21 protein-coding genes are annotated in these 23,557 nt (G+C 71.7%); 6 read left to right on the top strand and 15 right to left on the bottom strand.

All coding sequences use genetic code 11. The features are described from left to right. Positions 1-10 precede the first annotated feature (10 nt). Positions 11-1,006 carry an aldo/keto reductase gene (locus tag ACE101_RS03575; RefSeq protein ID WP_379126174.1) on the top strand — a complete coding sequence of 332 codons (996 nt, stop codon included), beginning with the start codon at positions 11-13 and terminating at the stop codon, positions 1,004-1,006. Between the two features lie 62 nt (positions 1,007-1,068). Beyond that, the gene (pbpC, locus tag ACE101_RS03570) at positions 1,069-3,174 is read left to right on the top strand and encodes a penicillin-binding protein 1C (RefSeq protein WP_379126173.1); all 2,106 of its coding nucleotides are present in this window, start codon (positions 1,069-1,071) and stop codon (positions 3,172-3,174) included. A 1-nt stretch (position 3,175) separates the two neighbouring features. On the opposite strand, the gene hemC is transcribed toward pbpC, so the two are convergent. The 3 genes from hemC to ACE101_RS03555 form a co-directional block, all read right to left on the bottom strand. Beyond that, positions 3,176-4,111: a hydroxymethylbilane synthase gene (gene hemC, locus ACE101_RS03565; RefSeq protein ID WP_379126172.1), complete on the bottom strand. Its 936-nt coding sequence runs from the start codon at positions 4,109-4,111 to the stop codon at positions 3,176-3,178. A gap of 70 nt (positions 4,112-4,181) precedes the next feature. Then, complete coding sequence (locus tag ACE101_RS03560; protein ID WP_379126171.1) at positions 4,182-4,373, bottom strand: hypothetical protein; 192 nt, start codon at positions 4,371-4,373, stop codon at positions 4,182-4,184. A 42-nt stretch (positions 4,374-4,415) separates the two neighbouring features. Then, positions 4,416-4,715, bottom strand: coding sequence for an antibiotic biosynthesis monooxygenase family protein (locus ACE101_RS03555; RefSeq protein ID WP_379126170.1), 300 nt, complete (start codon positions 4,713-4,715; stop codon positions 4,416-4,418). Between the two features lie 216 nt (positions 4,716-4,931). Between ACE101_RS03555 and ACE101_RS03550 the strand changes: the two genes are divergently transcribed. Next, positions 4,932-5,360, top strand: a complete 429-nt coding sequence (locus ACE101_RS03550) for an RNA polymerase subunit sigma-70 (protein WP_379126169.1) — start codon at positions 4,932-4,934, stop codon at positions 5,358-5,360. 509 nt (positions 5,361-5,869) lie between these two features. Here the strand turns inward: ACE101_RS03550 and ACE101_RS03545 are convergent. Beyond that, positions 5,870-6,340, bottom strand: a complete 471-nt coding sequence (locus ACE101_RS03545; protein ID WP_379126168.1) for an Hsp20 family protein — start codon at positions 6,338-6,340, stop codon at positions 5,870-5,872. Between the two features lie 224 nt (positions 6,341-6,564). On the opposite strand from ACE101_RS03545, the gene ACE101_RS03540 reads away from it, so the two are divergent. Further along, positions 6,565-7,563 carry an alpha/beta fold hydrolase gene (locus tag ACE101_RS03540; RefSeq protein WP_379126167.1) on the top strand — a complete coding sequence of 333 codons (999 nt, stop codon included), beginning with the start codon at positions 6,565-6,567 and terminating at the stop codon, positions 7,561-7,563. A gap of 27 nt (positions 7,564-7,590) precedes the next feature. Here the strand turns inward: ACE101_RS03540 and hisN are convergent, their stop codons facing one another. From hisN to ACE101_RS03510, 6 genes are all read right to left on the bottom strand, one after another. Continuing rightward, positions 7,591-8,379: a histidinol-phosphatase gene (hisN, locus tag ACE101_RS03535; RefSeq protein WP_379126166.1), complete on the bottom strand. Its 789-nt coding sequence runs from the start codon at positions 8,377-8,379 to the stop codon at positions 7,591-7,593. Between the two features lie 76 nt (positions 8,380-8,455). Further along, entirely contained in the window at positions 8,456-10,501 is a 2,046-nt protein-coding gene (locus tag ACE101_RS03530; protein ID WP_379126165.1) for an AI-2E family transporter, read from the bottom strand. A gap of 302 nt (positions 10,502-10,803) precedes the next feature. After that, positions 10,804-11,901 (bottom strand): site-2 protease family protein, encoded by a 1,098-nt coding sequence (locus ACE101_RS03525; RefSeq protein ID WP_379126164.1) that lies wholly within the window; start codon positions 11,899-11,901, stop codon positions 10,804-10,806. 102 nt (positions 11,902-12,003) lie between these two features. After that, on the bottom strand, positions 12,004-12,840 hold the full coding sequence (gene pssA / locus ACE101_RS03520; protein ID WP_379126163.1) for a CDP-diacylglycerol--serine O-phosphatidyltransferase: 837 nt from the start codon (positions 12,838-12,840) through the stop codon (positions 12,004-12,006). 15 nt (positions 12,841-12,855) lie between these two features. After that, complete coding sequence (locus tag ACE101_RS03515; protein WP_379126162.1) at positions 12,856-13,569, bottom strand: phosphatidylserine decarboxylase; 714 nt, start codon at positions 13,567-13,569, stop codon at positions 12,856-12,858. 156 nt (positions 13,570-13,725) lie between these two features. Beyond that, on the bottom strand, positions 13,726-15,963 hold the full coding sequence (locus ACE101_RS03510) for a polyamine aminopropyltransferase (protein ID WP_379126161.1): 2,238 nt from the start codon (positions 15,961-15,963) through the stop codon (positions 13,726-13,728). 372 nt (positions 15,964-16,335) lie between these two features. Between ACE101_RS03510 and argC the strand changes: the two genes are divergently transcribed. Beyond that, positions 16,336-17,313 carry an N-acetyl-gamma-glutamyl-phosphate reductase gene (gene argC, locus ACE101_RS03505; protein ID WP_379126160.1) on the top strand — a complete coding sequence of 326 codons (978 nt, stop codon included), beginning with the start codon at positions 16,336-16,338 and terminating at the stop codon, positions 17,311-17,313. A 324-nt stretch (positions 17,314-17,637) separates the two neighbouring features. On the opposite strand, the gene ACE101_RS03500 is transcribed toward argC, so the two are convergent. The 3 genes from ACE101_RS03500 to ACE101_RS03490 all read right to left on the bottom strand — a co-directional run bounded on the left by ACE101_RS03500 (position 17,638) and on the right by ACE101_RS03490 (position 20,705). Further along, positions 17,638-19,593 (bottom strand): ABCB family ABC transporter ATP-binding protein/permease, encoded by a 1,956-nt coding sequence (locus ACE101_RS03500; RefSeq protein ID WP_379126159.1) that lies wholly within the window; start codon positions 19,591-19,593, stop codon positions 17,638-17,640. Positions 19,594-19,684: 91 nt separating this feature from the next. Then, positions 19,685-20,194 (bottom strand): ferritin-like domain-containing protein, encoded by a 510-nt coding sequence (locus ACE101_RS03495; RefSeq protein WP_379126158.1) that lies wholly within the window; start codon positions 20,192-20,194, stop codon positions 19,685-19,687. 106 nt (positions 20,195-20,300) lie between these two features. Beyond that, a complete protein-coding gene (locus ACE101_RS03490) occupies positions 20,301-20,705 on the bottom strand; it encodes a flagellar biosynthesis repressor FlbT (RefSeq protein ID WP_379126157.1) in 405 nt (134 codons plus the stop codon). Between the two features lie 169 nt (positions 20,706-20,874). On the opposite strand from ACE101_RS03490, the gene ACE101_RS03485 reads away from it, so the two are divergent. Beyond that, positions 20,875-22,734, top strand: a complete 1,860-nt coding sequence (locus ACE101_RS03485) for a flagellin (protein ID WP_379126156.1) — start codon at positions 20,875-20,877, stop codon at positions 22,732-22,734. Positions 22,735-22,837: 103 nt separating this feature from the next. Here ACE101_RS03485 and ACE101_RS03480 read toward each other — a convergent pair whose 3' ends face one another. Together ACE101_RS03480 and rpsU are read right to left on the bottom strand one after the other, a co-directional pair. Continuing rightward, positions 22,838-23,146 (bottom strand): cupin domain-containing protein, encoded by a 309-nt coding sequence (locus ACE101_RS03480; protein WP_379126155.1) that lies wholly within the window; start codon positions 23,144-23,146, stop codon positions 22,838-22,840. A 113-nt stretch (positions 23,147-23,259) separates the two neighbouring features. Continuing rightward, positions 23,260-23,553 carry a 30S ribosomal protein S21 gene (rpsU, locus tag ACE101_RS03475; protein ID WP_379126154.1) on the bottom strand — a complete coding sequence of 98 codons (294 nt, stop codon included), beginning with the start codon at positions 23,551-23,553 and terminating at the stop codon, positions 23,260-23,262. Positions 23,554-23,557 lie beyond the last annotated feature (4 nt).

The following is a 23,557-nucleotide window of genomic DNA, read 5'->3' as shown; positions in this document are numbered from 1 at the left end:
GAGACATTCCATGCTCAGGCGCCCTCTCGGCCGTTCCGGCCTCAGCGTCTCGGTTCCCGGACTCGGCTGCATGGGAATGTCCGAGTTCTACGGACCGGCCGACGACGCCCAGTCGCGGGCGGCCCTCGAAGCCGCTCTCGCCCTCGGCTACGACTTCCTCGACACGGCCGACACCTACGGGCTCGGCCACAACGAGACGCTGATCGGCTCGGTCCTCCGCGAGCACCGCGAGCACCGCGAGCGGATCGTGGTGGCCACGAAGTTCGGCATCGTGCGCGAACCGGGCGCCTATTCCCGCCGCATCGACAACTCGCCCGCCTACATCGCGCAAGCCTGCGAAGCCTCGCTCCGGCGGCTCGGAGTCGAGACGATCGATCTCTATTACTGTCACCGCCGCGACCCGGCCCTGCCGATCGCGGAGGTCGTCGGCGCCATGGCCCGGCTCGTGGAGGCCGGAAAAGTCCGCGCCCTCGGCCTGTCGGAAGTGGCCCCGGCGACGCTGCGGGCGGCCCACGCGATCCATCCGATCGCGGCCGTGCAGAGCGAGTACTCGCTGTGGAGCCGCGAGCCGGAGCAGGGCCTGCTCGCCGCCTGCCGCGACCTCGGCGTCGCCTTCGTCGCCTACTCGCCCCTCGGGCGCGGCTTCCTGACCGGCCATGTCGATGTCGCGGCTCTGGCGCCGGACGATTTCCGGCGCAGCAATCCCCGCTTTCACGGCGAGGCGCTCGCCCGCAACCGTCGCCTCGCGGAGGCGCTCGGCGCCTTCGCGCGGGAACGCGATGCCAGCGCGGCCCAGGTCGCGCTGGCGTGGCTCGTGGCCCGGGAGCCGCACGTGATCCCGATCCCGGGGGCGCGGCGCCCCGACCGGCTGGCCGAGAACGCCGCGGCCGTCGATCTCCCGCTCTCCGCCGACGAGATCCGGGACCTCGACGCGCTGTTCGCGCCCGACGCCGTCACCGGCGCGCGCTACCCGGAGGCCGGCATGGTGGGGATCGAACCCGCCTGAGCGCTGTCGCGTCCGGCCCTGAAATGCGCCATGGTTCCCCTTCTCTTCGGAAGAGAACCGGGATGGCGTCGGGCATCGTGGAAGGGACCAAGCTGCGGCGCGTCGTCGGCCTCATGCTCCTCGCGGTCGCGGCCCTCGTCGGCGGCCTCGGCGGCAGCCTGGGGTGGCTCGCCGCCCGCAGCGGCGACCTCGACCTGACCGCCGCCGAGGCCCGCTCGACCATCGTCCTCGACCGCAGCGGCACCCTGCTGCGGCCCTTCGCGACGCCGGATGGCCGCTGGCGGCTGCCGCTCGCGCCGGGCGCCGTCGATCCGCGCTACCTCGCCCTGCTGATGGCCTACGAGGACCACCGCTTCGCGAGCCATCCCGGCATCGACCCCGCGGCGATGGCGCGGGCCGCCGGCCAGTGGCTGCGGGCGGGCCGGATCGTCTCGGGCGGCTCGACCCTCTCGATGCAGGTGGCCCGGCTCGTCGAGCCGCGGGCGGAGCGCTCGCTCGCCGCCAAGCTGCGCCAGATGCTGCGCGCCGTCGCGCTGGAGCGGCGCCTCGGCAAGGAGGGCGTGCTGCGGCTCTACCTCGCCCTCGCTCCCTATGGCGGGCCGGTCGAGGGGGTGCGGGCGGCGAGCCTCGCCTATTTCGGCCACGAGCCGGGGCGGCTCTCCCTGGCCGAGGCCGCGCTCCTGGTCGCCCTGCCGCAATCCCCCGAGGCGCGCCGGCCCGACCGCTTCCCGGAGACGGCCAAGCGGGCCCGCGACCGCGTGCTGGCCCTCGCGGCGGCCCGCGGGGCGATCCGGCGCGACGAGGCGGAGGCGGCCCGGGCCGAGCCGGTGCCGCGCCAGCGCCGCCCCTTCCCGATGCTGGCGGCCCACGCGGCCGAGAGCGCCGTGGCGCAGGGTCCCGGGCGCCCCGTGCACCGCCTGACCCTCGACGCCCGGTTGCAGGCGAGCCTGGAGGCCCTCGTCGCCGAGCGCATCGCCGCCCTGGGTGCCGGCCTCTCGGCGGCGATCCTGGTGATCGACAATGCGACGGGCGAGGTGCGGGCCCATGTGGGCAGCGCCGGCTATCTCGATGCCGCGCGCGCGGGCGCCATCGACATGGCGGGTGCCCTGCGCTCGCCGGGCTCGGCCCTCAAGCCCTTCGTCTACGCCCTCGCCTTCGAGAGCGGGCTCGCCCATCCGGAGACGCTGATCGAGGACCGGCCCTCGCGCTTCGGCGCCTCCTACGCCCCCGAGAATTTCGACCTCACCTTCCAGGGCACGGTCACGGCGCGGCGCGCCCTGCAGATGTCCCTCAACGTGCCGGCGGTGGAATTGCTGGAGCTGGTCGGCCCGGCCCGCTTCATCGCGCGGCTGCGCGCGGGCGGCGCCGCGATCGCGCTGCCCCGCGACGCGGCGCCCGGCCTGCCGGTGGCGCTCGGCGGCCTCGGCATCACCCTCACCGACCTCGCGCGGCTCTATGCGGGGCTCGCCCGCGGCGGCTTGGTGCCGGATCTCGTGCGCCGCCTCGACACCGCGCCGCCGCCCCCGCGCGACCTGCCCCGCATCGCCGAGCGGGTGGCCGCGTGGTACGTGGCGGACACGTTGCGCGGCACGCCGCCGCCCGAGAACGCCCTGCCGAACCGCATCGCCTACAAGACCGGCACCTCCTACGGCTACCGCGACGCCTGGGCGGCGGGGTTCGACCGGCGGATCACGGTCGCGGTCTGGGTCGGGCGGCCGGACGGGGCGAGCGTGCCGGGCCTCGTCGGCCGGCTCGCCGCGGCGCCGATCCTGTTCGATGCCTTCGCGCGCTACGGCGGCGAGCCCGAGCCGGTGGCGCCCGCCCGCGACGCGCTGGTCGCCGCCACGGCCGGCCTGCCGCCGCCCCTGCGGCACATCCGGCGCGACGCCCCGAAGGTGGTCGGCGAGGCACCGGGGGCGCCGGTGCGGATCGCCTATCCGCCGGACGGCGCCCGGGTCGATCTGGGCTTCGCGGAGGGCGCCCCGGCCGGTCTCGCGCTCAAGGCGCTCGGCGGCACGCTGCCGCTGACCTGGATGGTCAACAGCCTGCCCCTGCCGGAGGTCTCGCGGCGGCAGGCGGAATGGCAGCCGGACGGGGCCGGCTTCGTGCGGATCTCGGTGATGGACGCCACCGGCGCCAGCGACAGCGTGGTGGTGCGGCTGGAGTGATCTATTGGAGATCCCGCCGGTAGGTCTCGCCGGCCTGGGCCTTCAGGTCCGCCCCCGCCTCGCGGCCGATGGCGGCGGCCTCCGCGGCCGGGCCGCTGCGGCGCGTCGCCCAATGGGCGCTGCCGTCCGGCTGGAACAGGAGCCCGTCGAGGGTGAGCCGGTCGCCGTCGATCAGGGCGAGCGCCGCGATCGGCGTGCGGCAGGAGCCGTCGAGTTCCGCGAGCAGCCCCCGCTCGGCGGCGAGCGCCGTGGTGGTGCGCGGGCAGGCCACCGCCTGGAGCAGGGCGATGACGTCCCGGTCCGCCGCCCGGCACTCGATGCCGAGCGCGCCCTGCGCCACCGCCGGCAGCATCTCCTCCACCGGGATCACGGCCTTGGCGAGATGCGCGAGCCCGAGCCGCTCCAGCCCCGCGATGGCGAGCAGCGTCGCGTCGCAGGCCCCCTCCTCCAGCTTGCGGATGCGGGTGTTGGCATTGCCGCGCAGGGGCACGATCCGCAGGTCCGGCCGGCGCATCAGCACCTGGGCGCCGCGCCGCAGGGAGGAGGTGCCGACGCGGCTGCCGGGAGGCAGCGCGTCGAGGCTGTCGGCCTTGAGCGACAGGAAGGCGTCGCGCGGGTCGTCCCGCTCCAGGATGGCGGCGATGACGAGCCCGTCCGGCAGCCAGGTCTCCACGTCCTTCATCGAGTGGACGGCGATGTCGATCTGATCGGCGAACAGCGCCTGCTCGAGTTCCTTGGTGAACAGCCCCTTGCCGCCGATCGCCGAGAGCGGCCGGTCGAGCACCCGGTCCGCCACCGTGTTGATGACGACGAGTTCCATCGCCCCGGGCTCGGCGAGGTGGGGATGGGCGGCCGCGATGCGATCGCGGACCATGCCGGTCTGGGCGAGCGCCATCGGGCTGCCGCGGGTGCCGATGCGCAGGGGGCGGTGGACCATGGCCGTGCCGTCAGAGAACCTTCACGAACTCTCGCGAGTAGCGGCAAGCCCCGGCGCTGTCACCTGCGGCTCATTCCTCCCTCGCCTGCGGGATCTGCTCGTCCGCCACCGGCTCGCCCTGGGGCGTGCCGGCCGGATGGGCGGGCTCGCCCCGCGGCCCCGGCGGCGTGCCCGCGGGACGGCGGCTGGTGGCGAGGCTGTCGTTGGCGAGCCCCTCGCGGCGGGGCTCGCCCTGCGCATGCGCGGTCCGGTCCGTGGTCATGGGCACCTCCGGACGGACCAACGCCCGCGGGGCGCCGGGTGTTCAGAAGCCCGCGGTGGTGACGGCGGTATGCTCGACCGCGGGCGGCGCCGCGAAATGGTTGGAGACGAGGGCGCGCCAGGCCTGGAAGTCGGGCGAGCCGCGGAAATCCACCGTGTGGTTCTCCAGGGTCTCCCACTCGACCATCAGCCGGTAGCGGGTCGGATTCTCGATGGAGCGGTGCAGCTTCATGCTGCGGCAGCCCTTGGCGCGCCGGAACAGGGCGGTCGCCTCGGCGACGCCGTCCTCGAACGCGGCCTCGTGGCCGGGCTTCACCTCGATCTGCGCGATTTCCAGAACCATGCTGTTCCTCCCGTGACCATCTCCGCATGCGCGATCCCCGCGCGCAAGTCCACGCGGCGCGGGTGCCCCATCCACGCGAAGCGGATGCGAAGAGCAGTGGATGACGCGATCGCCCGGTTGCATCGGGCCGGCCCGGCGCGCACAAACCGTGAATACCGCCAGAAACCGCGCGCAAGCGGAACCGTTGCTCCGATCAGCCGATCCGAAGGTTCGCCGATGACGACGCTGAAGGAATTCGAGGACGCCCTGCGCGAGCAAGGCATGCTGATGGCGCTGGCCATCCTGGAGAAGCTGCGCGAGCGCGACCGGGCGACCCGGACCGTGAAGCCGGGCCGGCGCATCGTGGGCAAGAAGATGACCCCGGAACTCGCCCGGACCATCCTGGAGCTGCACGGCTCCACCGACATGACCCAGCAGGAGATCGCCTTCAAGCTCGGGGTCAACCAGGGCCGCGTGAACGAGGTGATCAAGCGGGGCAAGTGGCTCTCGGGCGATCAGGCCGCTCCCGAGGCCGTCGCCCGCGACAAGGGCAAGGCGCGCATCCGCGGAACCGACACGAAGCGCCCGCGCAAGCCGAAGGAGAAGGCGGCGGGGGCGGCCCGCAAGCCGAAGCCGGATGCGCAGCTCGCCTTCGGGGATCTGTGATCGCCTCCATGATCCCGGATCAGCACGGCATGGCGGCGGCTGAAGCGTCTGCGCGAGGGGTCGCGTTCACCATATCGTAAAATGCCATTCCCGGAGACCGACAGAGGGTTGGTCCCATGGCTGCGGGCCGTATGCCGGGAGAGCACGACGAGCAGTTCGTCCGCGACTTGGTGGATGGCGGCCGTCATGCCTCGGCGGCGAGGTCGTGCGTGATGGCCTCGGGCTGGCGCGCGGCGGTCGGGCCGAACCTCGGCGGCACGTGGCTAGGATTCTCCGGCGCCCTCTCGCACGTCGATCCGGCTTCGCAGCGTCCCGGTCGCCCGATATCCGATCTTCTCCGTCCCGATACCCGGCGGCGTCGACGGGACGAGAGTGCTCCACGGCTGTCGCGAGATCGGATCAGGACGCCGTCGAGGACGGGCAGCCCTGTCGAGGCGTCCGAGGGAGCCCGCCGAATGAAAACGCCCCGGCTCTCGCCGGGGCGCCCACACTCTGGAATCAGGTGCCGCTTACGCGGCCTGCTGCTGCACCGTGCCCTCGATCGATCGCGGGGCGGCACCCGATGCGATCTGGATCTGGCGCGGCTTCTTGGCCTCCGGGATCTCGCGGACGAGATCGACATGGAGCAGGCCGTTCTCCAGCGCCGCGCCCGTCACCTGGACGTGGTCGGCGAGCTGGAAGCGCCGCTCGAAGCTGCGCGCCGCGATGCCCTGATGCAGGAACTCGCTGGTGCGGGGCTCCGCCGCCTTGCGCTCGCCCTTGATCGTCAGCGCGTTCTCACGGACCTCGATCGACAGATCCTGGTCGGTGAAGCCGGCGACAGCCACCGAGATCCGGTAGGCGTTCTCGCCGGTGCGTTCGATATTGTAGGGCGGGTAGGTCGGGGCTGCATCCGTGCTCACGAACTGGTCGAGAGCCGAGAACAGCCGGTCGAAGCCGACAGTCGAGCGATAGAGAGGAGCAAGGTCGAACTGACGCATGACATATTCTCCGTGCGAAGCAATATGTGGTCTCGGGTTCGCCGGATGGCCGAACCCTGGTCTTGTCTGCACCGCCTGATGGCCGGCACCTCCCTGATATTGGGGGAGCCTCGGCCCGGTTCAAGACCCGAAATCGCGGGACGAGGCCTGCCGCACGCTTGATTTCGCACCGCGGACGGGGTGCTCTCGCAGCGCTGCCGTCCGCCTGCCCGAGGGGTGTTCCCGTGACCGTCCCGCTCATCGCGACCCCGGACAACCCGATCCCGCCCGGGGCCGAGATGCGTGCCGTGCGCACCCGGGACGGCCTGACCCTGCGCGCCGCGACCTGGGCCGCCACCACCCGCACCACCAAGGGGACGGTCTGCCTCATCCAGGGCCGGGCGGAGTTCATCGAGAAGTACTTCGAGACCATCAGCGACCTGCGGGCCCGCGGCTTCGCCGTGGCCGCCTTCGACTGGCGCGGCCAGGGCGGATCCGACCGCACCGTGACGGATGCCCACAAGGGCCATGTCGGGGATTTCGCCGAGTACCGGCTCGACCTCGACGCCATCGCGGCGCAGGTGCTGGAGGCGATGCCGCAGCCGGTCTTCGGGCTCGCCCACTCGATGGGCGGGGCGGTCTGCCTCGCCGCGGCCCACGAGGATGCGCTCCCCTTCTCGCGCCTGGTCACGGTGGCGCCGATGCTCGGCATCGTGATGGTGCGCCATCCCCGGGCGGCGATGCGGGCCGCCGCCCTCCTCAACGCCCTCGGCCTCGGCCGCAGCTACGTGCCCGGCGGCAGCCCGGTCTCCATCGCGACGAAGCCGTTCCCGGGCAACCGCCTGACCACCGATCCGGCGCGCTACGCCCGCAACGCCGCGGCGGCGCGCGCGGTGGGAGCCGGAGCGGTGGGCGATCCCACCGTGGCATGGCTCGCCGCCGCCTTCCGGACCATGCGCCGCCTCACGGATCCGCGTTTTCCCCTCGGCATCCGGCTGCCGGTGCTCGTCCTCGCGGCCGGGGACGATCCGGTCTGCAGCACGCCGGCGATCCAGCGTTTCGCCGCCCGCCTCAAGGCCGGGCACTCGATCACCCTGCGCGGCGCCCGCCACGAGATCCTGATGGAGCAGGACGCGATCCGCGAGCAGTTCTGGGCGGCCTTCGACGCCTTCGTGCCCGGCACGCCCGCACCGAGCGCCCGGGAGGAGGACCTGATCGCGCTGGAGCGGGTGCCGCCGGCGTGACGCGGGGGCGCCCTGCGCCCCCTCGGCTCACCCGTTGAGGAGCTTCAGCGCCGCCTCGTGCAGGCGCTTGTCGCCCGCCGCCACGATGTTGCCGCCGTTCGAGGCCGGGCCGCCGTCCCAGGTGGTGACGACGCCGCCCGCGCCCTCCACGATCGGGATCAGCGCCACGATGTCGTAGGGCTTCAGCCCCGCCTCGATCACGAGGTCGATCTGGCCGGCCGCCAGCATGCAATAGGCGTAGCAATCCGTCCCGAACCGGGTGAGGCGCGTCGCCGCCTCGACCCGGCCGTAGGCCTCGCGGTCCTTCCCCTCGCCGAACAGGCGCGGGTCGGTCGTGGCGGCGATCGCCTCGGACAGGGAGGAGCGGCGGCGCGTGAGCAGCCGGCGGGCGCCGTGCGGGCCGCGGTACTGGGCGGTCTGCCCGTCCCCGGAGAAGCGCTCGCCCAGGAAGGGCTGGTTCATCAGGCCGTAGCAGGGCGTGCCGCCGCGCGAGAGCCCGATGAGGGTGCCCCAGAGCGGCAGGCCGGCGATGAAGCCGCGCGTGCCGTCGATCGGATCGAGCACCCAGACGTATTCCGCATCCGCGCTCTCGGTGCCGAACTCCTCGCCCAGGATGCCGTGGCTCGGGAAGGTGCGGCGGATGAGCTGGCGCATCACCGCCTCGCCGGCCCGGTCGGCCTCCGTCACCGGGTCGAACGGCTTGGAGCCCGTCGCCTTGTCCTCGGTAACGAAGGCGGCACGGAAGAAGGGCAGGATCGCCTGGCCCGACTGGGTGGCGAGTTCGTCCACGAACCGCGCGAAATCGACGACGCTCATCACCTGCTTCTCCCGAGGACGCGCGCTCGGCGGCCCGTCCGGATCGAAAGGACGGCGTGCGCCGGGCGTCAAGCCCTCAGGCGGGAGCGCCGGCCGGGATGGCGCCGGGGCGCGGCATCCCGGCCACGGCCTCGCGGCGCGGCGGGCTCGCGGTGGCCTCCTCGGCCAGGGCGGCCTTCAGGCAGGCCTCGACGCCCTCCCGCAGCGAGACGACGTAATCGTCCGCTCCCAGGGAGGTCCGGGCCTCCGGGTCGGCCAGCACCGCGTCGTCGGCGGGCCAGAGGCCGACGAGGATGCGCGCCTGCGGGAGGCGGCGGCGGACGCGCTGCACGAGGTAGCGCAGATGGGCCGGGGTGCCGCTGATCTCCAGGTAGGAGATGCAGACCATGCGCGCCTCGCCCGCGTCGAGATCGGCGATCCGGCTGCGCGAGACCGCGCCGAAGGGGACGACGCGGGTGCCGATGCCGTTCTTCTCCAGGATCTGCGACAGCATCGTCGAGGCGGCCTCGTCGAGGGGGCCGCGGCCGGCGACGCAGAGCACGGCGCCCTTCTGGCGCCAGGGCGCGGGCAGCGTCTCGGGGTCGGGGGCGTCCGGAACGGCAGGTCCGGCCTCGCAGGGCGGCGCATCGGCGTCGCGCCGGGCGAGGAGGCGTTCCGCGAGACCCGGCTGGCTCGCGGGCTTGGCGTCCTCGCGGTCGGCGAGGTCGGCGACGAGCTGGTCGATGGCGGTGCGGATCCGGTCGAGCTGCTCCTCGCTCAGGACGCCGCGCCGCGCGTCGGAGGCCGCGAGTTGCAGCCCCTTGAGCACCACGTCGTCGTAGTAGGAGGAGAGCGAGCACTCGCTGAGGATCGTCTCGGCGAGTTCCTGCGCCTCGTCGGGATCGTCCGCGAGGAGGCGCTGGTAGAAGTTCTCGACCGGGGTCAGCGCCGGCCGGTCGCCGAACAGCACGTCGAGGAATTCGAGCTGGTCGACGTGGCGGCCGAGCACCACGAGGCAGACGGTGAGCGGCGTCGAGAGCAGGAGCCCGACCGGTCCCCACAGCCACGTCCAGAACAGCGCCGAGACCAGCACCGCGAAGGGCGAGAGCCCGGTGGAATGTCCATAGAGCAGCGGCTCGATCACGTGCCCGACGATCGGTTCGAGCACCAGGAACAGGGCGGCGGTGGCCAGCACCATGTTCCAGCCCGGATCCACCGCCGCGGCGAGCACGAGCGGCAGCAGGGCCGACAGGAAGGCGCCGATATAGGGCACGAAGCGCATCAACGCGGAGAAGATGCCCCACAGGATCGGGCTCGGCACGCCGATGATCCAGAGGCCGAGGCCGATCGCGACCCCGAAGCTCGCGTTGAGCGCGAGCTGCACCAGGAAGAAGCGGCTGAGGCGGCGGGCGGCGTCGTCCATCGCCGCCGTGGTGCGATGGAGGTCGCTCGATCCGGCGAGCCGGATCAGGCGGTCGCGCAGATCCTCCCGCTGGGCGAGGATGAACATCAGCACCACGAAGACGATGCCCGTGGTGGCGAGCGGTCCGAGAACCGGCGTGGCGAGGCGCTCGGCGAGTTCGACCGGCGAGGCGCCGCGCTCGCGCACCTCCACCAGCACCGGCTTGTCGGGATTCTGCACCTGTGGCTCGGGCCGGGGGGCGACCGGGTCCTGCGGCTTGCCCTTCTCCTCGGGCATGCTGCCGGCCTGCTGGAGGTGGCGGCCGATGCTGCGCACGTAGCCCGCGACGGCCCCGACCGGCCCCTCCTTCAGGTTGTCGAGCTTGCGCTCGATGGTGCGCTGGTAGCGCGGCAGGCCGGTGCCGAGATCGGCGAGCTGCATGCCGATGACGCCGGCGAGCAGCGCCGCGATGCCGATGCAGGTGACAACCGCGAGCCCGATCGAGGCGGTGCGCCCCAGGCGCAGGCGGCGCAGCAGGCTGACGAGGGGCCAGAGCACGAAGCTCAGCAGCACCGCGATGGCGATGGGGATCAGGATCTCGCGGCCGAAATAGAGGCCCGCCACGATGACGGCGGCGACGATCAGCGGCAGGGCGAAGCCCCGGCCGGGAGTCTCGGCCGCCGGGATCCGCGCCGGCGCGGCCGGAATGAGGGAGGATTGCCGATCACCGCCGCGTGCCATTCACCCGCACCTCTCCAGCGGACCCGCTGCGAAGCCGGGCCGTTGCGTCCTTGTCAGGAACGGCCGGGGGGTATGGTTGGATCCCGCCGGAAACGGCGCGCCGGCACCGGTCCCGAGGGTTCGGGCCCAATGGAACCGAGCCTTCCGGATGGAAGAATAGCCTGGGATACGGCGCGGATTGTCCGGAGCGCTGGCGAGAGCGGGAACTTCACGCCGATGATCTTCCGAACTCGCCGCGAGGGTCGATCCGGCTCCCGGGACCCGTCCGGAGCCGGATCGTCTCGATCGCGCGGGCAGAAGCCTCACCCGCTCCGCCGGAGCCCCGTGCGGCCCTCCGGCCGGGCGGCCAGGATCATCATCATCTCGCCGACGTTCTCCGGGGTGATCAGGCCGACGAGCCGCCCGAAGGCATCCGTCACGCCGACCGCCGGCAGCCGCCCCTCCTGCATCAGCCGCAGGGCGTCCTCCAGGGGCTGGCGGTCGCGGACGCTCGGGATGTCGCTGCGCATCACCTCCAGCACCGGCGCGTCCGGGCCGCGGTCGCGCAACGCCCGGATCATGTCGTCGCGGGTCAGCACGCCCCGGAGCCGGCCGGCGCCGTCGACCACCGGGAATTCGTGCTGCGTCGTCGCGATCAGGCCCTGCACCGCGTCCTCCACCCGGGCGGCCGGGCCCAGGCTCTCGTAGCGGGTGATCATGGCATCCCCGGCGAGCAGCCCCCGGGAGACCTGCCGCATCTGCACCGCATGGGCCTCCGAGGCGGCGCCGAGATAGACGAAGAGCGCGATGAAGATCAGGAGCGGGTTGCCGCCGACGAGGCCGAGGAGGCCGAGCGCGAAGGCCACCGCCTGCCCGACCCCGGACGCGATCTGCGTGCCCCGCGCGTAGCCGAGCCGGGCGGCCAGGATCGCCCGGAGCACCCGCCCGCCATCCATCGGGAAGGCCGGGATCAGGTTGAAGCCGACGAGGAACAGGTTGACCCAGAGCAGCCGCTCGAAGAGCGAGACCCCCGGATTCTCCACCTCCGCGCTCGGCACCGCTCCCAGCGCCAGGAACAGCAGGGCCGCGATCACGAGGTTCACGGCCGGGCCGGCGAGCGCGATGACGAGTTCCTGGCGCGGATCCTCGGGGATGCGCTCCAGCCGGGCGACGCCGCCGATGGGGAGGAGCGTGATGTCGGGGGTCTGCACCCCGTAGCGCCGGGCCGCCGCGACGTGGCCGAACTCGTGCAGCAGCACGCAGAGGAACAGCAGCACGATGTAGACGGTGCTCTGGAGCGCCGCCCCCTGCCCGCCCCGGGCATAGGCGGCGGCCCCGATCCAGAGCAGGAACAGCAGGAAGGTGACGTGGACCCGGATCACCGTGCCCATCACCGTACCGAGCGGCAGCGACCAACCCATTCCGTCCCCCTCCTCATGCCTGATCCGACGAAGTGGATGACCAGGCGTCGGAGACAATGAGGCAGATCATCGTGACGGTACGAACGCCGCCGGCCGGCGGCCTCAGGCCGTCGGGGTCTCGCGCGCCGGGGCCGGGATCGCGGCGGCCTCGGCCTTGACCCGGCGGCGGTACTGGTTGGCGCCGATCGGGATCGCGCAGAGATACGCGATGCTGATCACCGCCAGCGTCTCGAACGGGAAGCTGATGAACAGCCCGAACCCCGCCACCGTGACGACGAAGATCGGCAGCACGTATTCCCGCGGCACCCGCTTGCCGATGGTCTTGCCCGCGTAGGTCGGCACGGTGGAGATCACCAGGATCGCCAGCACCAGGATGTAGGCGAGCGCGGCCGGAGCCAGCTTCGGCCCGAAGGTGAGGCCGAGGAAATGGAGGTAGAGCGGCAGCAAAGCGGTGAGCGCGCCGGCCGGAGCCGGCATGCCGACGAAATAGTCCTTCTTCCATTCCGGCCGGTCGGGATCGTCCAGCATCACGTTGAAGCGGGCGAGCCGCAACGCCATGGCGATGGCGAAGATCAGCGCCACGATCCAGCCCAGCGACTTCAGGTGGTGGAGCGTGAAGCCGTAGAGGATCAGCGCCGGGGCGCAGCCGAAATTCACGAAATCGGCGAGCGAATCGAGTTCCGCCCCGAAGCGCGAGGTGCCCTTGAGCAGGCGCGCCACGCGCCCGTCGATGCCGTCGAGCACCGCCGCCACCACGATGGCGATCACGGCGGGCTCGAAGCGGCCCTCGAAGGCGAGCCGCACCGCCGTGAGCCCGAGGCAGACCGCCATCAGGGTGATCATGTTGGGAATGATCATCCGCAGGGGGATCGGCTTGAAGCGCCGCGGGCGCGGCTCGTTCGGCTCCGGCGCGAAAGGCGGGAAGAGATGGTCGTCCATGCGGCCTCCGGGATCTCAGGTCCGGCGGAACTGGCGCACCGGGCCGCCGGGGCGCAGATCGGCGAGGACGGTCTCGCCCGCCACCGCCTTCTGGCCGAGGCCGACCAGCACCCGCGAGCCCGCCGGCAGGTAGACGTCCACCCGCGAGCCGAAGCGGATCAGCCCGAACCGGTCGCCGACCACCAGCGCGTCGCCCGGCTTGACCCAGTCGACGATGCGGCGCGCCACCAGGCCGGCGATCTGCACGACGCCGATCCGGACCTTCTCGCCCCCGCTCGTGGTCTCGATGACGAGGCCGTTGCGCTCGTTGTCCTCGCTCGCCTTGTCGAGTTCGGCGTTGAGGAACAGGCCCGGCGTGTAGTGGATCTGGTCGATGCGGCCCGAGACCGGCACGCGGTTCACGTGGCAGTCGAACACGTTCATGAAGACCGAGATGCGCAGCATCGGCTCGGAGGGCAGGTCGAGTTCCGAGGGCGGCACCACGGTGCTGATCAGGTTCACGCGCCCGTCCGCGGGCGAGATCACGAGGCTCTCGCCCACCGGCACCACGCGCTCGGGATCGCGGAAGAAGTAGCAGACCCAGAGGGTGAGCAGGAAGAAGATCCAGCCCAGGGCCTGCACGAAGGCGCCCATGATCACGGTCAGCACGATGCCGATCGCGATGAAGAGGTAGCCCTCCTTGTGGATCGGCACGAGGACGCGGCGGATCGTCTCGAAGAGGTCGGTCATCGGCCTGCAGGCACTCCGGGCGCTATGTCGCCACCGCGGATGGCAGGCGCACGCCCTCCCGTCAATCGCCCGGTGCGCTCCCGATCCCTGCGGCACCTCGTGCGATCTCCGGGCGGCCCCGTCGCGCCGCGGATGGCGGTGCCGCCCGGCGCCGCCTCACTCGCCGCGACCCGCGATCAGGGCCGCCAGGATGCCGGCATGATCGTCGGTCCACGGGCGCCGGTCCGCCTCGACCGGGACGCGTCGCCACGCCGTATCCGGCGCGAGGCTGCCGAGATGGGCCGGGTCGCGCACCAGCGCCACGAGCCCGATCGGGCCGCCGCCGGCCTCCTGCCGGATCGTCCAGGTGCTGAGCCCGAGCGCGGCCCCGGCCCGGGCGAGGACCGGGGCCAGGGCGAGATGCGGATGGGAGATCTGGACCAGCAGGACCCCGGTGCGGTCGAGCTTCGCCAGGGCGAGACGGACGGCCCCCACCGTGAGCCAATGCGCGGGCAGCGCCTCCGATGCGGCCGCATCGACCAGGATCAGCCCGAGGCCGGGGGGCTGCTCGGCGAGGGCGAGGCGCGGCTCGCCCGCCAGCACCGGCAGGGTCGGCCCGCATTCCGCCAGGAAGCGGAAGCGGGCGGGGTCGCGGGCGATGCGGATCACCGCCGGGTCGCCCTCCAGGAAGGTCCAGGCCTCGCCGTCCTGGGCCGCGCAGGCGAGGCTTCCGGCGCCGAGCCCGAGCACCGCAACGCTCCCGAGATGGCCGCCGCGCGCCGCCCGGACCGCCCGGATCGCGCTCCCGAGCGGGCCGTCGGGCGCGGCCGACAGGAGCGGCTCCGGACGGCCGCCGGCCGGGCTGCCATCCCGGTCGCGCAGCCGCATGGCCTCCTGCGCCACGCGGCCGCGGAGGAGCAGGCGGGCGCTGCCATCCGGCGTGGTGGCGATCCGGGGGGTGCCGAAGAAGGAGCGGACCGTCTCCGCGGCCGGCGGCGCACCGATGCCGGCGAGGACCGCGAGGGCCGCGATCCCCGTGACCGCCGTCTGGTGCGGGCTCCCCCAGGCGAGGACCAGGAGACCGAGCAGACCGAGGCCGACGAGCAGGCGCGTCGCGCCGATCCCGGCGACACTGCTCCCGGCGGCGACGAGCCCCGCCAGCAGGGCGCAGACCAGGGCCGCCGCGCCGAACCCGCGCAGGGCGGCCCGGCCGCCCGCGAACAGCCCCGGCCGGCAGGCCAGGGCCGCGCCGAGAAGCAGCGGGTATTCCGCCACGCCCGGCAGCCGGGGCGCGACGAGCCCGCAGGTCACCGCCCCGAGCACGCGTCCGAGGGCGATGCAGACGTAGTAGCTCGGCAGGTGCGCGGTCTCGGGCCGGGCGCGGTAGAGCGCGGTGTGGCAGAGCCCGGCATTGATCGGCAGGAGCCCGAGAGGCAGGGCGAGGCCGGTCCAGAGGCCGGGGCTCAGCGCCAGGGCGAGGATCGCGAGGGCCGTGCCCCAGGCCTGCAGCGGGGCGAGCCAGCGCAGGGCGCGCTCGGCCCCGTCGCGGAACGCGGTGACGAAGGTCAGGAGATAGAGGGCGAGCGGCGCCGACCAGACCGGGGATGCCGCCGCGAGGCCGGCGCTGAGGTCGGCGGTGACCGCGATGAGGAGCCCGGCCGGCACCGCGGCGAGGGCGATCCAGCCGGCGCGGCTGCGCCAGGTGAGGGGCGGAACGGGCTTGGCCGCAGCCGGGATGGGGCGGACCCGCACCGGCGCCGGCGGCGGCGCCGGCCGGGCGAGCCATCCGGCCGCTGCGATCACGCCGGTCAGCGCACCGAATCCGAACGTCCAGACCAGCGCCTGCGCGTGCAGGGACAGGAAGGGCGCGATCAGGACCGGATCGGCGATCAACGCCGCGAAGGAGCCGGCATGCGAGGCGGTGGGGAGGAAGCCCGGATCGCCGGCCCGGGGATGATCCGAGCGGATGAACCACGCCAGCAGGAGTGGACCGTTCGCCGCGAGGGTGAGGAGCGGCAGCCCGATCGCGACCGCGAACAGGCCGAACGCCCACAGGGCCTCGCGATCCGCGGGCGGGCGGCCGAAGCCAGCCGGCAGATGGATCGGCAGGGTGAGGAGGGCAGCCGCCATCAGCGCGAGCTGAGCGGCCAGCGCCCGCCGCGGGCTGAGGCGGCGGTCGAGATCCCGGGCGTAAAGCAGGCCGCCGAGCAGGGCCGCCTGGACGCAGACCAGCGCCACCGACCACACGGCCGGCGCGCCGCCGAGCCGCGGCAGCGCCATCCGGGTGGCGATCGGCGGGAGGGTGAAGAGCAGGAAGGCCGAGAGGAACAGGGCGGTGCGGGTCGCCGCGAGCTGGCCGCCGGCCGCGGCGAGGCCGGCGGCGGGCCGGGCTGCGGGATGCGGGACGGAGGGCACGGCGCGATCTCCCCGAGGGACCGCGGCCAGGATGCCGGCGAAGGATTAAGGAGCCTTGGAGGGGGGGTCCACACCCGATCAGATTGATCCAAGAAGAGCGGCCGAGGGGCCGCAGACATTCCGCTTGACCGTGAATGTGGGTCGCGACAGTCTCGCAGGAGATGCTCAGGAACCAGACCATCAGTGACCGACGTCGACGCCGCTGCATCCAAGCGGCGGTTCCTCGGACTGCGCGTCGATCAACGTCCCTCCGCGTGGTGACGGCCTCACCTTAGGTCTCACCCGCCGGAGCGGCCCGGCCCGCGTTCCTGAACCCCCGCAGCCCTCGGCTCCGGGGGTTTTCTTTTGCCCAGTCTCCAGAAGGACGTCCCCATGAGCATTCGCGTCGGCGTTGTCGGGATCAGCGGTTTTGGTGGCGGCGAGGCGATGCGCCTGATCGCGAGCCACCCTTCTTTCGAACTCATCTACGCCGCAGGCGAGGGCAGCGCCGGCAGCCGCTTGGTGGACCGCTTCCCGGGTGTACCGGCCAAGCTGGCCGAACGGGTGATCGAGAAGTGGGATCCTGCGAGCCTGCCGAAGCTCGACCTGCTGTTCGCGTCGCTGCCCACGGGCACCTCGGCCGAGGCGCTGGCACGCGTGCCCAAGGACGTGAAGATCGTCGATATCGGCGGCGACCACCGCTACGCCGAGGGTTGGGTGTACGGCCTGGCCGACGTCTGGCCAGCCCAGATCGAGGGCCGGAGCCGCGTTGCCAATCCCGGCTGCTTCCCCGCGGCGACGCTGACCGCGTTGGCCCCGCTGCTGGTCAACGAGCTGATCGAGCCGGGCAACATCGTGATCGACGCCAAGACCGGCATCTCCGGCGCCGGCCGGGGCGGCGCCGACAGCAGGTTCGGCTACGCCGAGAGCAACGAGAACTTGGTGCCCTACGGTCTGCTCAAGCACGTCCACATGCCCGAGATGGCCGAGACAATCGAGCGGCTGAGCGGCGGCAGTGCGGCCGGGCTGGTGTTCACACCGCACTTGGTGCCGATGACCCGCGGCGTCCTCGCCACCATCTACTGCCGCGGCCGCGCCACCACGGGCCAGTGCTTGGATGCGGCCCGGCGCTTCTACGCCGGGCGGGCATTCGTCCGCGTGACCGACAAGCCGCCGCAGACCAAATGGGCGACCGGCTCGAACCTCGCATTTGTCAGCTATGCGGCCGATCCGGAGCGCAATTTGGTGATCGCGATGGGCGTGGTCGACAATCTCGGCAAGGGAGCGGCTGGCCAGGCGGTACAGAATGCGAACCTGATCTGCAGCCTCCCCGAGACCGCGGGGCTGGACGGCACACCTCTCTGGCCATGATGAAGGCGGGCCTCCAAGCAGCGATTTAGGCCGCCTCATACGCTTTCCGGATGATCGCTTCGCGATGCGGAAACCGGCCTCGCTCAGGCGCCGCGCGGGCTCGTGATCCGGTTTCCGATTGATCGCTTCGCGATGCGGAAAGCGGCTTCGCTCAAACCTGCGGAGCGAGGCTGCGCCGCGCGGGCTTGTGATCCGGAATCCGGACCTGATCTTTCGGATTCCGGATCACAAGGCCCGCTCAAGGCCGGCAACAGCCCTCACACGGATCAAGGCGAGCCGGTTCGGACCCGCGAGCCCCTGGGCCGACTTATCCGGCGGCCAGCCTCACGACACCGAGGCCGGCTCCGGCGCCTTGGCCGATTCCTTGGCGGACGGGGGCGGCAGTTCGCCCGGTTCGAGGTTCCGGCGCAGGCTCTCGCCCTCGCTCGATTCCGCCCGCTGGAGCGCCTCGCGGGCGGCGTCGGCCTCGCGCTGGCGGCTCCACATCGCCGCGTAGACCCCGCCGCGCGCCAGCAGGGCCGCGTGGTCGCCCCGCTCCACGATCGTGCCCCGGTCGAGGACGATGATCTCGTCGGCCTCCACCACCGTCGAGAGCCGGTGGGCGATGACCAGCGTGGTGCGGCCCCGGCTCACCCGGTCGAGGGCATCCTGGATCTCGCGCTCGGTGAAGGAATCGAGGGCCGAGGTCGCCTCGTCGAGGACGAGGATCGGCGGGGCCTTGAGGATGGTGCGGGCGATGGCCACGCGCTGCTTCTCGCCGCCCGAGAGCTTCAGGCCGCGCTCGCCCACGGGCGTGTCGTAGCCTTCGGGAAGACCGGCGATGAAGCGGTCGATCTGGGCGAGGCGCGCCGCCTCGCGCAGCTCCGCCTCGCTCGCCTCCCAGCGGCCGTAGCGGATGTTGTAGCCGATCGTGTCGTTGAACAGCACCGTGTCCTGCGGGACCATGCCGATGGCGGCCCGCAGGGAATCCTGCTGCACCTGCGCGATGTCCTGGCCGTCGATGAGGATGCGCCCGCCCTGCGGCTCGTAGAAGCGGAACAGGAGCCGCGAGATGGTCGACTTGCCCGCTCCCGAGGGGCCGACCACCGCCACCGTGCGCCCGGCCGGCACCTCGAAGCTCACGCCCTTCAGGATCGGCCGCTGCGGATCGTAGGCGAAGCGCACGTCCTCGAAGCGCACCACCCCGGGCCCGACCGCCAGCGGCGCCGCCCCCGGCCGGTCGGCGATCTCCGGGTTGCGGTGCAGGATGCGGAACATGTCGTCGATGTCGATCAGCGCCTGCTTAATCTCGCGGTAGATCATGCCCATGAAGTTCAAGGGCATCGAGAGCTGCACCAGCATCGTGTTGACCAGCACGAAACCGCCGATCGTGGTCCTCCCCGCCATGATGTCGCGCGCGGAGAGCCACATCACCACCGTCATGCCGATCGTGAAGATCACCGCCTGGCCCGCATTGAGCACGGCGAGCGAGACGTAGGTCTGCGTCGAGGATTTTTCGTACTTCTCCATCGAGACGTCGTAGCGGTCGGTCTCGCGGGCCTCCGCGCCGAAATACTTCACCGTCTCGTAGTTCAGGAGCGAATCGACCGCCTTGGTGTTGGCGTCGGTGTCGGATTCGTTCATCCGCTTGCGGATGGCGATGCGCCATTCCGTGGCCTTGTAGGTGAAGCCCAGGTAAGCCGCGACCATGACCAGCACGACGAGCGAGTAGACGAGGTCGAACTCGTAGGCCAGCACGCCGAGCACCAGCAGGAACTCGACGATGGTCGGCACCAGCGTCAGCACCATCAGGCGCGACAATTCCTCGATGCCGTTGCGCCCGCGCTCCAGCACCCGGGTGAGGCCGCCGGTCTTGCGCTCCAGATGGAAGCGCAGGGACAGGCGGTGCATGTGCGTGAAAGTCTGGAGGGCGAGGCGGCGCACCGCGTGCATCGCCACCTTGGCGAAGAGCCCGTCGCGCACCTGGGTGAGGAGCGCCATCGCCACCCGCGACAGGCCGTAGAGCCCGATCAGCAGCATCGGCGCGGCCCACAGCCCCGTGGTCAGCACGCCCTCCTTGCTCCCGGACGCCGCCACCAGCGCATCCGTCGCCCACTTGAAGGTGAAGGGCGTCACCATGGTGACGCCCTTGGCGACGAGGAGCAGGAAGAAGGCCGCGAAGACGCGGCGTTGCAGGTCCAGGCGGCCGTGCGGCCAGAGATAGGGCCAGAGGCGGCGGTAGGTCTCGACGAGGCCGGGCCGCCCCGAGCCCCCATCCGCCGGAGGAGTGGTTTGCGTCACGATCGGGATCCGGGAGAAGAAGTGTCCCGCATATAGGCCCGATCGCAGGAGGCTGCACCCGCGCGGGCCGCAGGGCCGGCGGGCGCTGGCGTCAGCGGTCGGCCTTCCCGCCCCCGAGGGTCAGTTCGAGGTAGCGGCGGGTGGTCGGCTTGACGAGATCGGCCACGGTCTGGGCCATCGCCAGTTCCTCCTTGAGCGATTGCTGGAAGCCCGAGAGATGGTCCGTCTGCCCGGCCGCCTCCGCGATGGCGATGAGCGAATCGTAGGCGGCCGCCTCGTAATTCTCGAAGGCGCGGTTGGCGAAGGCGTTCTTCAGGATCTCGTCCTGGGCCGGCGTGTGGGCGAGGGCCGCGAGATTGCCCATCAGCCCGAGCACGCCCTCCTTCAGCGCCGAGGGGCTCTCGCCGAGGGCGCCCAGCGCCGCCTCCAGCCGGTCGCGCTGGCCATGCGTCTCGGTGATGTGCCGGCGCAGGGCCGCGTCCATCTCGGGGTAGCGCTCCAGGCGCTCGACCTGCCGCTCCATGATCTGCAGGGCCTGCAATTCGAGGGCGTGGGTGTTCTTGAGGGCGTTCGTGTAGAGCGAGCGCAGATCCTCGGCCATCCGGTTCATCCTTCCAAGGCGCGGGCGAGACAGGGAGCCAACGCGTGGAGCCGGGACCGGTTCGTGCGAAATACCAATACCGAGATCGGGTATGTGCAGGCAGAGGTCAGGCGGCGTCGCCGCGCTCCGCCGCGGCCTGCAGGAGGCCGCGCTCGTGCACGACGAGCTCCCGCCCGCATTTGAGAGCGTGGTGATAGCGCCCGGCCGCCACCTCGTCCTGGATGGAGAGCAGGTAGGGCGCCGCGCTCGGCATCACGCGCAGGATATCGGTCGATTGCCGCACCAGCAGATCCTCGACCTCGGCGGGGTTGTCGGCGAGGTAGATCACCTGGAGCGTCACGCAGAGGTGCTTGGCCGGGGTATCGGCCTCGCTCTCGCGGATGATCTCGCTCTCGCGCAGGAAGCGGCAATGCGTCTCGATCAGGAGATCGGCCGCGCGATCGCCGTTGCGGATCGCGGCGCCGTTGATGATCAGGCGCTCGTGGGGCTTGAGGGTGATGCGAAGCGGCATGCCGACGTCCCTGTCGCGGATCACCCCAGTGTGGTTGCAAATCGTTAACGATGTCGAAAGCGCGCGGGATTCCGCGCGATCGACTTAAGACCGCCGCAAGGAGTCGGGCCGCTCCAATGGTCGCGCTGTCAAAACGACGGCTTGAACGATCGAAAAAGGGATCGGACCCATGGGTATCACGCTCTCGGCCGCGACGCGGCAGAACCTGCTGTCGCTGCAGGACACCGCCAACCTTCTGGCCACCACGCAGTCGCGCCTCGCCACGAACAAGAAGGTCAACTCGGCCCTCGACAACCCGACCAACTTCTTCACGGCCGACAGCCTGTCGTCCCGGTCGGCGGGCCTGACGGGCCTCCTCGACAACGTGTCGAACGGCATCCAGATCATCCAGGCGGCCAATGCCGGCATCACCAAGCTGCAGGGCCTGACCGACCAGCTGAAATCGGTGGCCCAGCAGGCCCTCGCCTCGGCGAACGCCTTCACGGCCAAGGCCAGCGTCGCCTCGACCGCGCTCACCGGCGCCACCACCTCGAACCTGCTCTCGGTCGGCGCGACCACCGCGGTGGCCGACAACGCCATCGGTGCCTCGACGGGCGTGACCCAGCAGACCATCACCGGCGCGGTCGACCTCAGCGACACCACCAACATCGACGCCGCGCTGTTCGCCTCCGGCAACACCGCCACGCTGACCATCGACGACGTCAAGATCACCCTCAACAAGGGCGTCGACGACGTCAGCCAGGACGTCCTGGTCAAATCCATCAACACGCAGCTGAAATCCGGCGGCTCGGCGGTGACGGTGGAGGCGAGCGGGGCCAACATCGTGGCCAAGGGCACGGCCGATGGCGGCGCCTTCACCATCGGCACCGATACCGGCACCACGAACCTGTTCGGCGCCTCCCCGGCCAAGGTCGACGGCGTCTTCGTGCCGACCTCGACCTCGCTCGCCACCGGCCTCGGCTTCCATGTCGGCGACAACTTCACCGTCAACGGCAAGACGGTGTCGATCGCCCGCAACGACACGCTGGTGTCGCTTGCCCAGAAGGTGAGCGTGGCGACCGGCGGCGCGGTCTCGGCGACTTACGACGCCACCAACCGCAAGTTCAACTTCACGGCGGCCGATTCCTCCACCACCATCGCGCTCGGCGACGGCGGCACGGCCACCTCGAAGGTCAGCAACCTCGGCTTCAGCACGCAGTCGTTCGGCGCCGGCCAGGGCTCCACCACGGGGTCGACCTTCACGCCGAGCCAGCTCGACGGAAAGACGATCTCGGTCCAGGTCGGCACCGGCACGGCGGTGTCGCTGACCTTCGGCACGGCGCTCGGCCAGATCGCGACCCTGACCCAGCTCAACGCGGCGCTGGCCCCGGCCAACGCCCAGGCCTCCCTCGACACCGCGACCGGCCAGCTGAAGATCACGACCACCAACGAGGCCGGCGCCGAGAGCCTGACGCTGCTGGCGACGGGCACCAACAACCCGTTCAACTCCGGCACCTCGGCCGCCACCCTCGGCGGCGACGGCCTGACCTCGCGCAACGGGCTCGTCACCACCTACAACAACCTGCTGACGCAGATCGACCAGCTCGCCGCCGATTCGGGCTATAACGGCGTCAACCTGCTCTCCGGGGACACGCTGAAGATCAACTTCAACGAGAAGAGCACCTCCTCGCTCTCGGTCACCGGCTCGAGCGTGACGGCGGCGAATCTCGGCCTGGCGGCGGTGGGCCAGAACGACTTCGTGGAGGCCAACGCCATCAACAAGGTGCTGACGACGATCAACTCGGCGGTGAGCACCCTGAAGAACCAAGCCTCGTCGCTCGGCGCCAACCTCGCGGTGGTGCAGAACCGGCAGGACTTCACCAAGCAGATCATCAACGTGCTCGACACCGGCGCGTCGAACCTGACGAATGCGGATCTCAACGAGGAGGCGGCGAACTCGCAGGCCCTCTCGACCCGCAACTCGCTCGGCATCTCGGCGCTGTCGCTGGCCAACCAAGCCCAGCAGAGCGTGCTCCAGCTCCTGCGCTGATCCGCGTCACACCGGACGACGCACGCGGCCGGGGCCTCGCCCCGGCCGTTCGCGTTTCAGGGAGGATGATCCGGTTTCCGGAAGTGATCGTCCGGAAACCGGATCAGAGCGCGCCCGGCCGCTTCAGCTCCACCTCGACGAAGGCGATCGGGTGGTCGGAGCCGTTCATCACGTCGTGGCGGATACCGGCGGGCCGGCGGTAGGACTGTCCCTGGGCCAGGGTCGTCTCGGTCACCGCCGCGCCGTCATGGACGCGCAGGATGCCGGGCGTCACCATCACGATCACGTAGGGCCAGCCATGCTCGTGCCAGCCGGTGACGGCGCCCGGGGCGAAGTCCCAGCGGGTGATCCGCACCGCCTCGTCGTCCAGCTGAACGGTCGGAACGGCCGGAACGGTGCAGGTGAAGGCCATCGGACGGTATCTCCCAAGCGCATGCGCACAAGCACGATGAGGTCCGCACGCTCACGCGGCGGACCTCATCGTGATGACGAATCCGGTGTCCCGCCGGAGCGGGGGGCGCAGGCTTACGCGGCGCCGGCCGGGGTCGACGCGGGAGCCGGAGCGGCGGCCGGGCGGCGCGGGTTCAGCGGACGGGGCTTGGGCTTGGGAGCGGCGATCAGGCCCTCGCGGATCGCGGTCTTGCGGGCCTGCTTGCGGGCGCGGCGCACCGCCTCCGCCTTCTCGCGGGCCTTGCGCACGGACGGCTTCTCGTACGCCTTGCGCTGCTTCATCTCGCGGAAAATGCCCTCGCGCTGCATCTTCTTCTTGAGCACGCGGAGCGCCTGATCGACGTTGTTGTCCCGAACGAGTACCTGCAAGGGT

Source organism: Methylobacterium carpenticola, from assembly GCF_042748905.1.
Taxonomy (GTDB): domain Bacteria; phylum Pseudomonadota; class Alphaproteobacteria; order Rhizobiales; family Beijerinckiaceae; genus Methylobacterium; species Methylobacterium carpenticola.
The sequence above is the reverse complement of the archived record's forward strand: the minus strand, read 5'-3'. Positions and strand labels throughout refer to the sequence as shown.

Excerpts from the sequence above, each read along its gene's own strand:
- ACE101_RS03575 (WP_379126174.1), top strand. The coding sequence starts at position 11 with ATGCTCAGGCGCCCTCTCGGCCGTTCCGGCCTCAGCGTCTCGGTTCCC.
- pbpC (WP_379126173.1), top strand. The coding sequence starts at position 1,069 with ATGGCGTCGGGCATCGTGGAAGGGACCAAGCTGCGGCGCGTCGTCGGC.
- hemC (WP_379126172.1), bottom strand. The coding sequence starts at position 4,111 with ATGGTCCACCGCCCCCTGCGCATCGGCACCCGCGGCAGCCCGATGGCG.
- ACE101_RS03560 (WP_379126171.1), bottom strand. The coding sequence starts at position 4,373 with ATGACCACGGACCGGACCGCGCATGCGCAGGGCGAGCCCCGCCGCGAG.
- ACE101_RS03555 (WP_379126170.1), bottom strand. The coding sequence starts at position 4,715 with ATGGTTCTGGAAATCGCGCAGATCGAGGTGAAGCCCGGCCACGAGGCC.
- ACE101_RS03550 (WP_379126169.1), top strand. The coding sequence starts at position 4,932 with ATGACGACGCTGAAGGAATTCGAGGACGCCCTGCGCGAGCAAGGCATG.
- ACE101_RS03545 (WP_379126168.1), bottom strand. The coding sequence starts at position 6,340 with ATGCGTCAGTTCGACCTTGCTCCTCTCTATCGCTCGACTGTCGGCTTC.
- hisN (WP_379126166.1), bottom strand. The coding sequence starts at position 8,379 with ATGAGCGTCGTCGATTTCGCGCGGTTCGTGGACGAACTCGCCACCCAG.
- ACE101_RS03530 (WP_379126165.1), bottom strand. The coding sequence starts at position 10,501 with ATGGCACGCGGCGGTGATCGGCAATCCTCCCTCATTCCGGCCGCGCCG.
- ACE101_RS03525 (WP_379126164.1), bottom strand. The coding sequence starts at position 11,901 with ATGGGTTGGTCGCTGCCGCTCGGTACGGTGATGGGCACGGTGATCCGG.
- pssA (WP_379126163.1), bottom strand. The coding sequence starts at position 12,840 with ATGGACGACCATCTCTTCCCGCCTTTCGCGCCGGAGCCGAACGAGCCG.
- ACE101_RS03515 (WP_379126162.1), bottom strand. The coding sequence starts at position 13,569 with ATGACCGACCTCTTCGAGACGATCCGCCGCGTCCTCGTGCCGATCCAC.
- argC (WP_379126160.1), top strand. The coding sequence starts at position 16,336 with ATGAGCATTCGCGTCGGCGTTGTCGGGATCAGCGGTTTTGGTGGCGGC.
- ACE101_RS03495 (WP_379126158.1), bottom strand. The coding sequence starts at position 20,194 with ATGGCCGAGGATCTGCGCTCGCTCTACACGAACGCCCTCAAGAACACC.
- ACE101_RS03490 (WP_379126157.1), bottom strand. The coding sequence starts at position 20,705 with ATGCCGCTTCGCATCACCCTCAAGCCCCACGAGCGCCTGATCATCAAC.
- ACE101_RS03485 (WP_379126156.1), top strand. The coding sequence starts at position 20,875 with ATGGGTATCACGCTCTCGGCCGCGACGCGGCAGAACCTGCTGTCGCTG.
- ACE101_RS03480 (WP_379126155.1), bottom strand. The coding sequence starts at position 23,146 with ATGGCCTTCACCTGCACCGTTCCGGCCGTTCCGACCGTTCAGCTGGAC.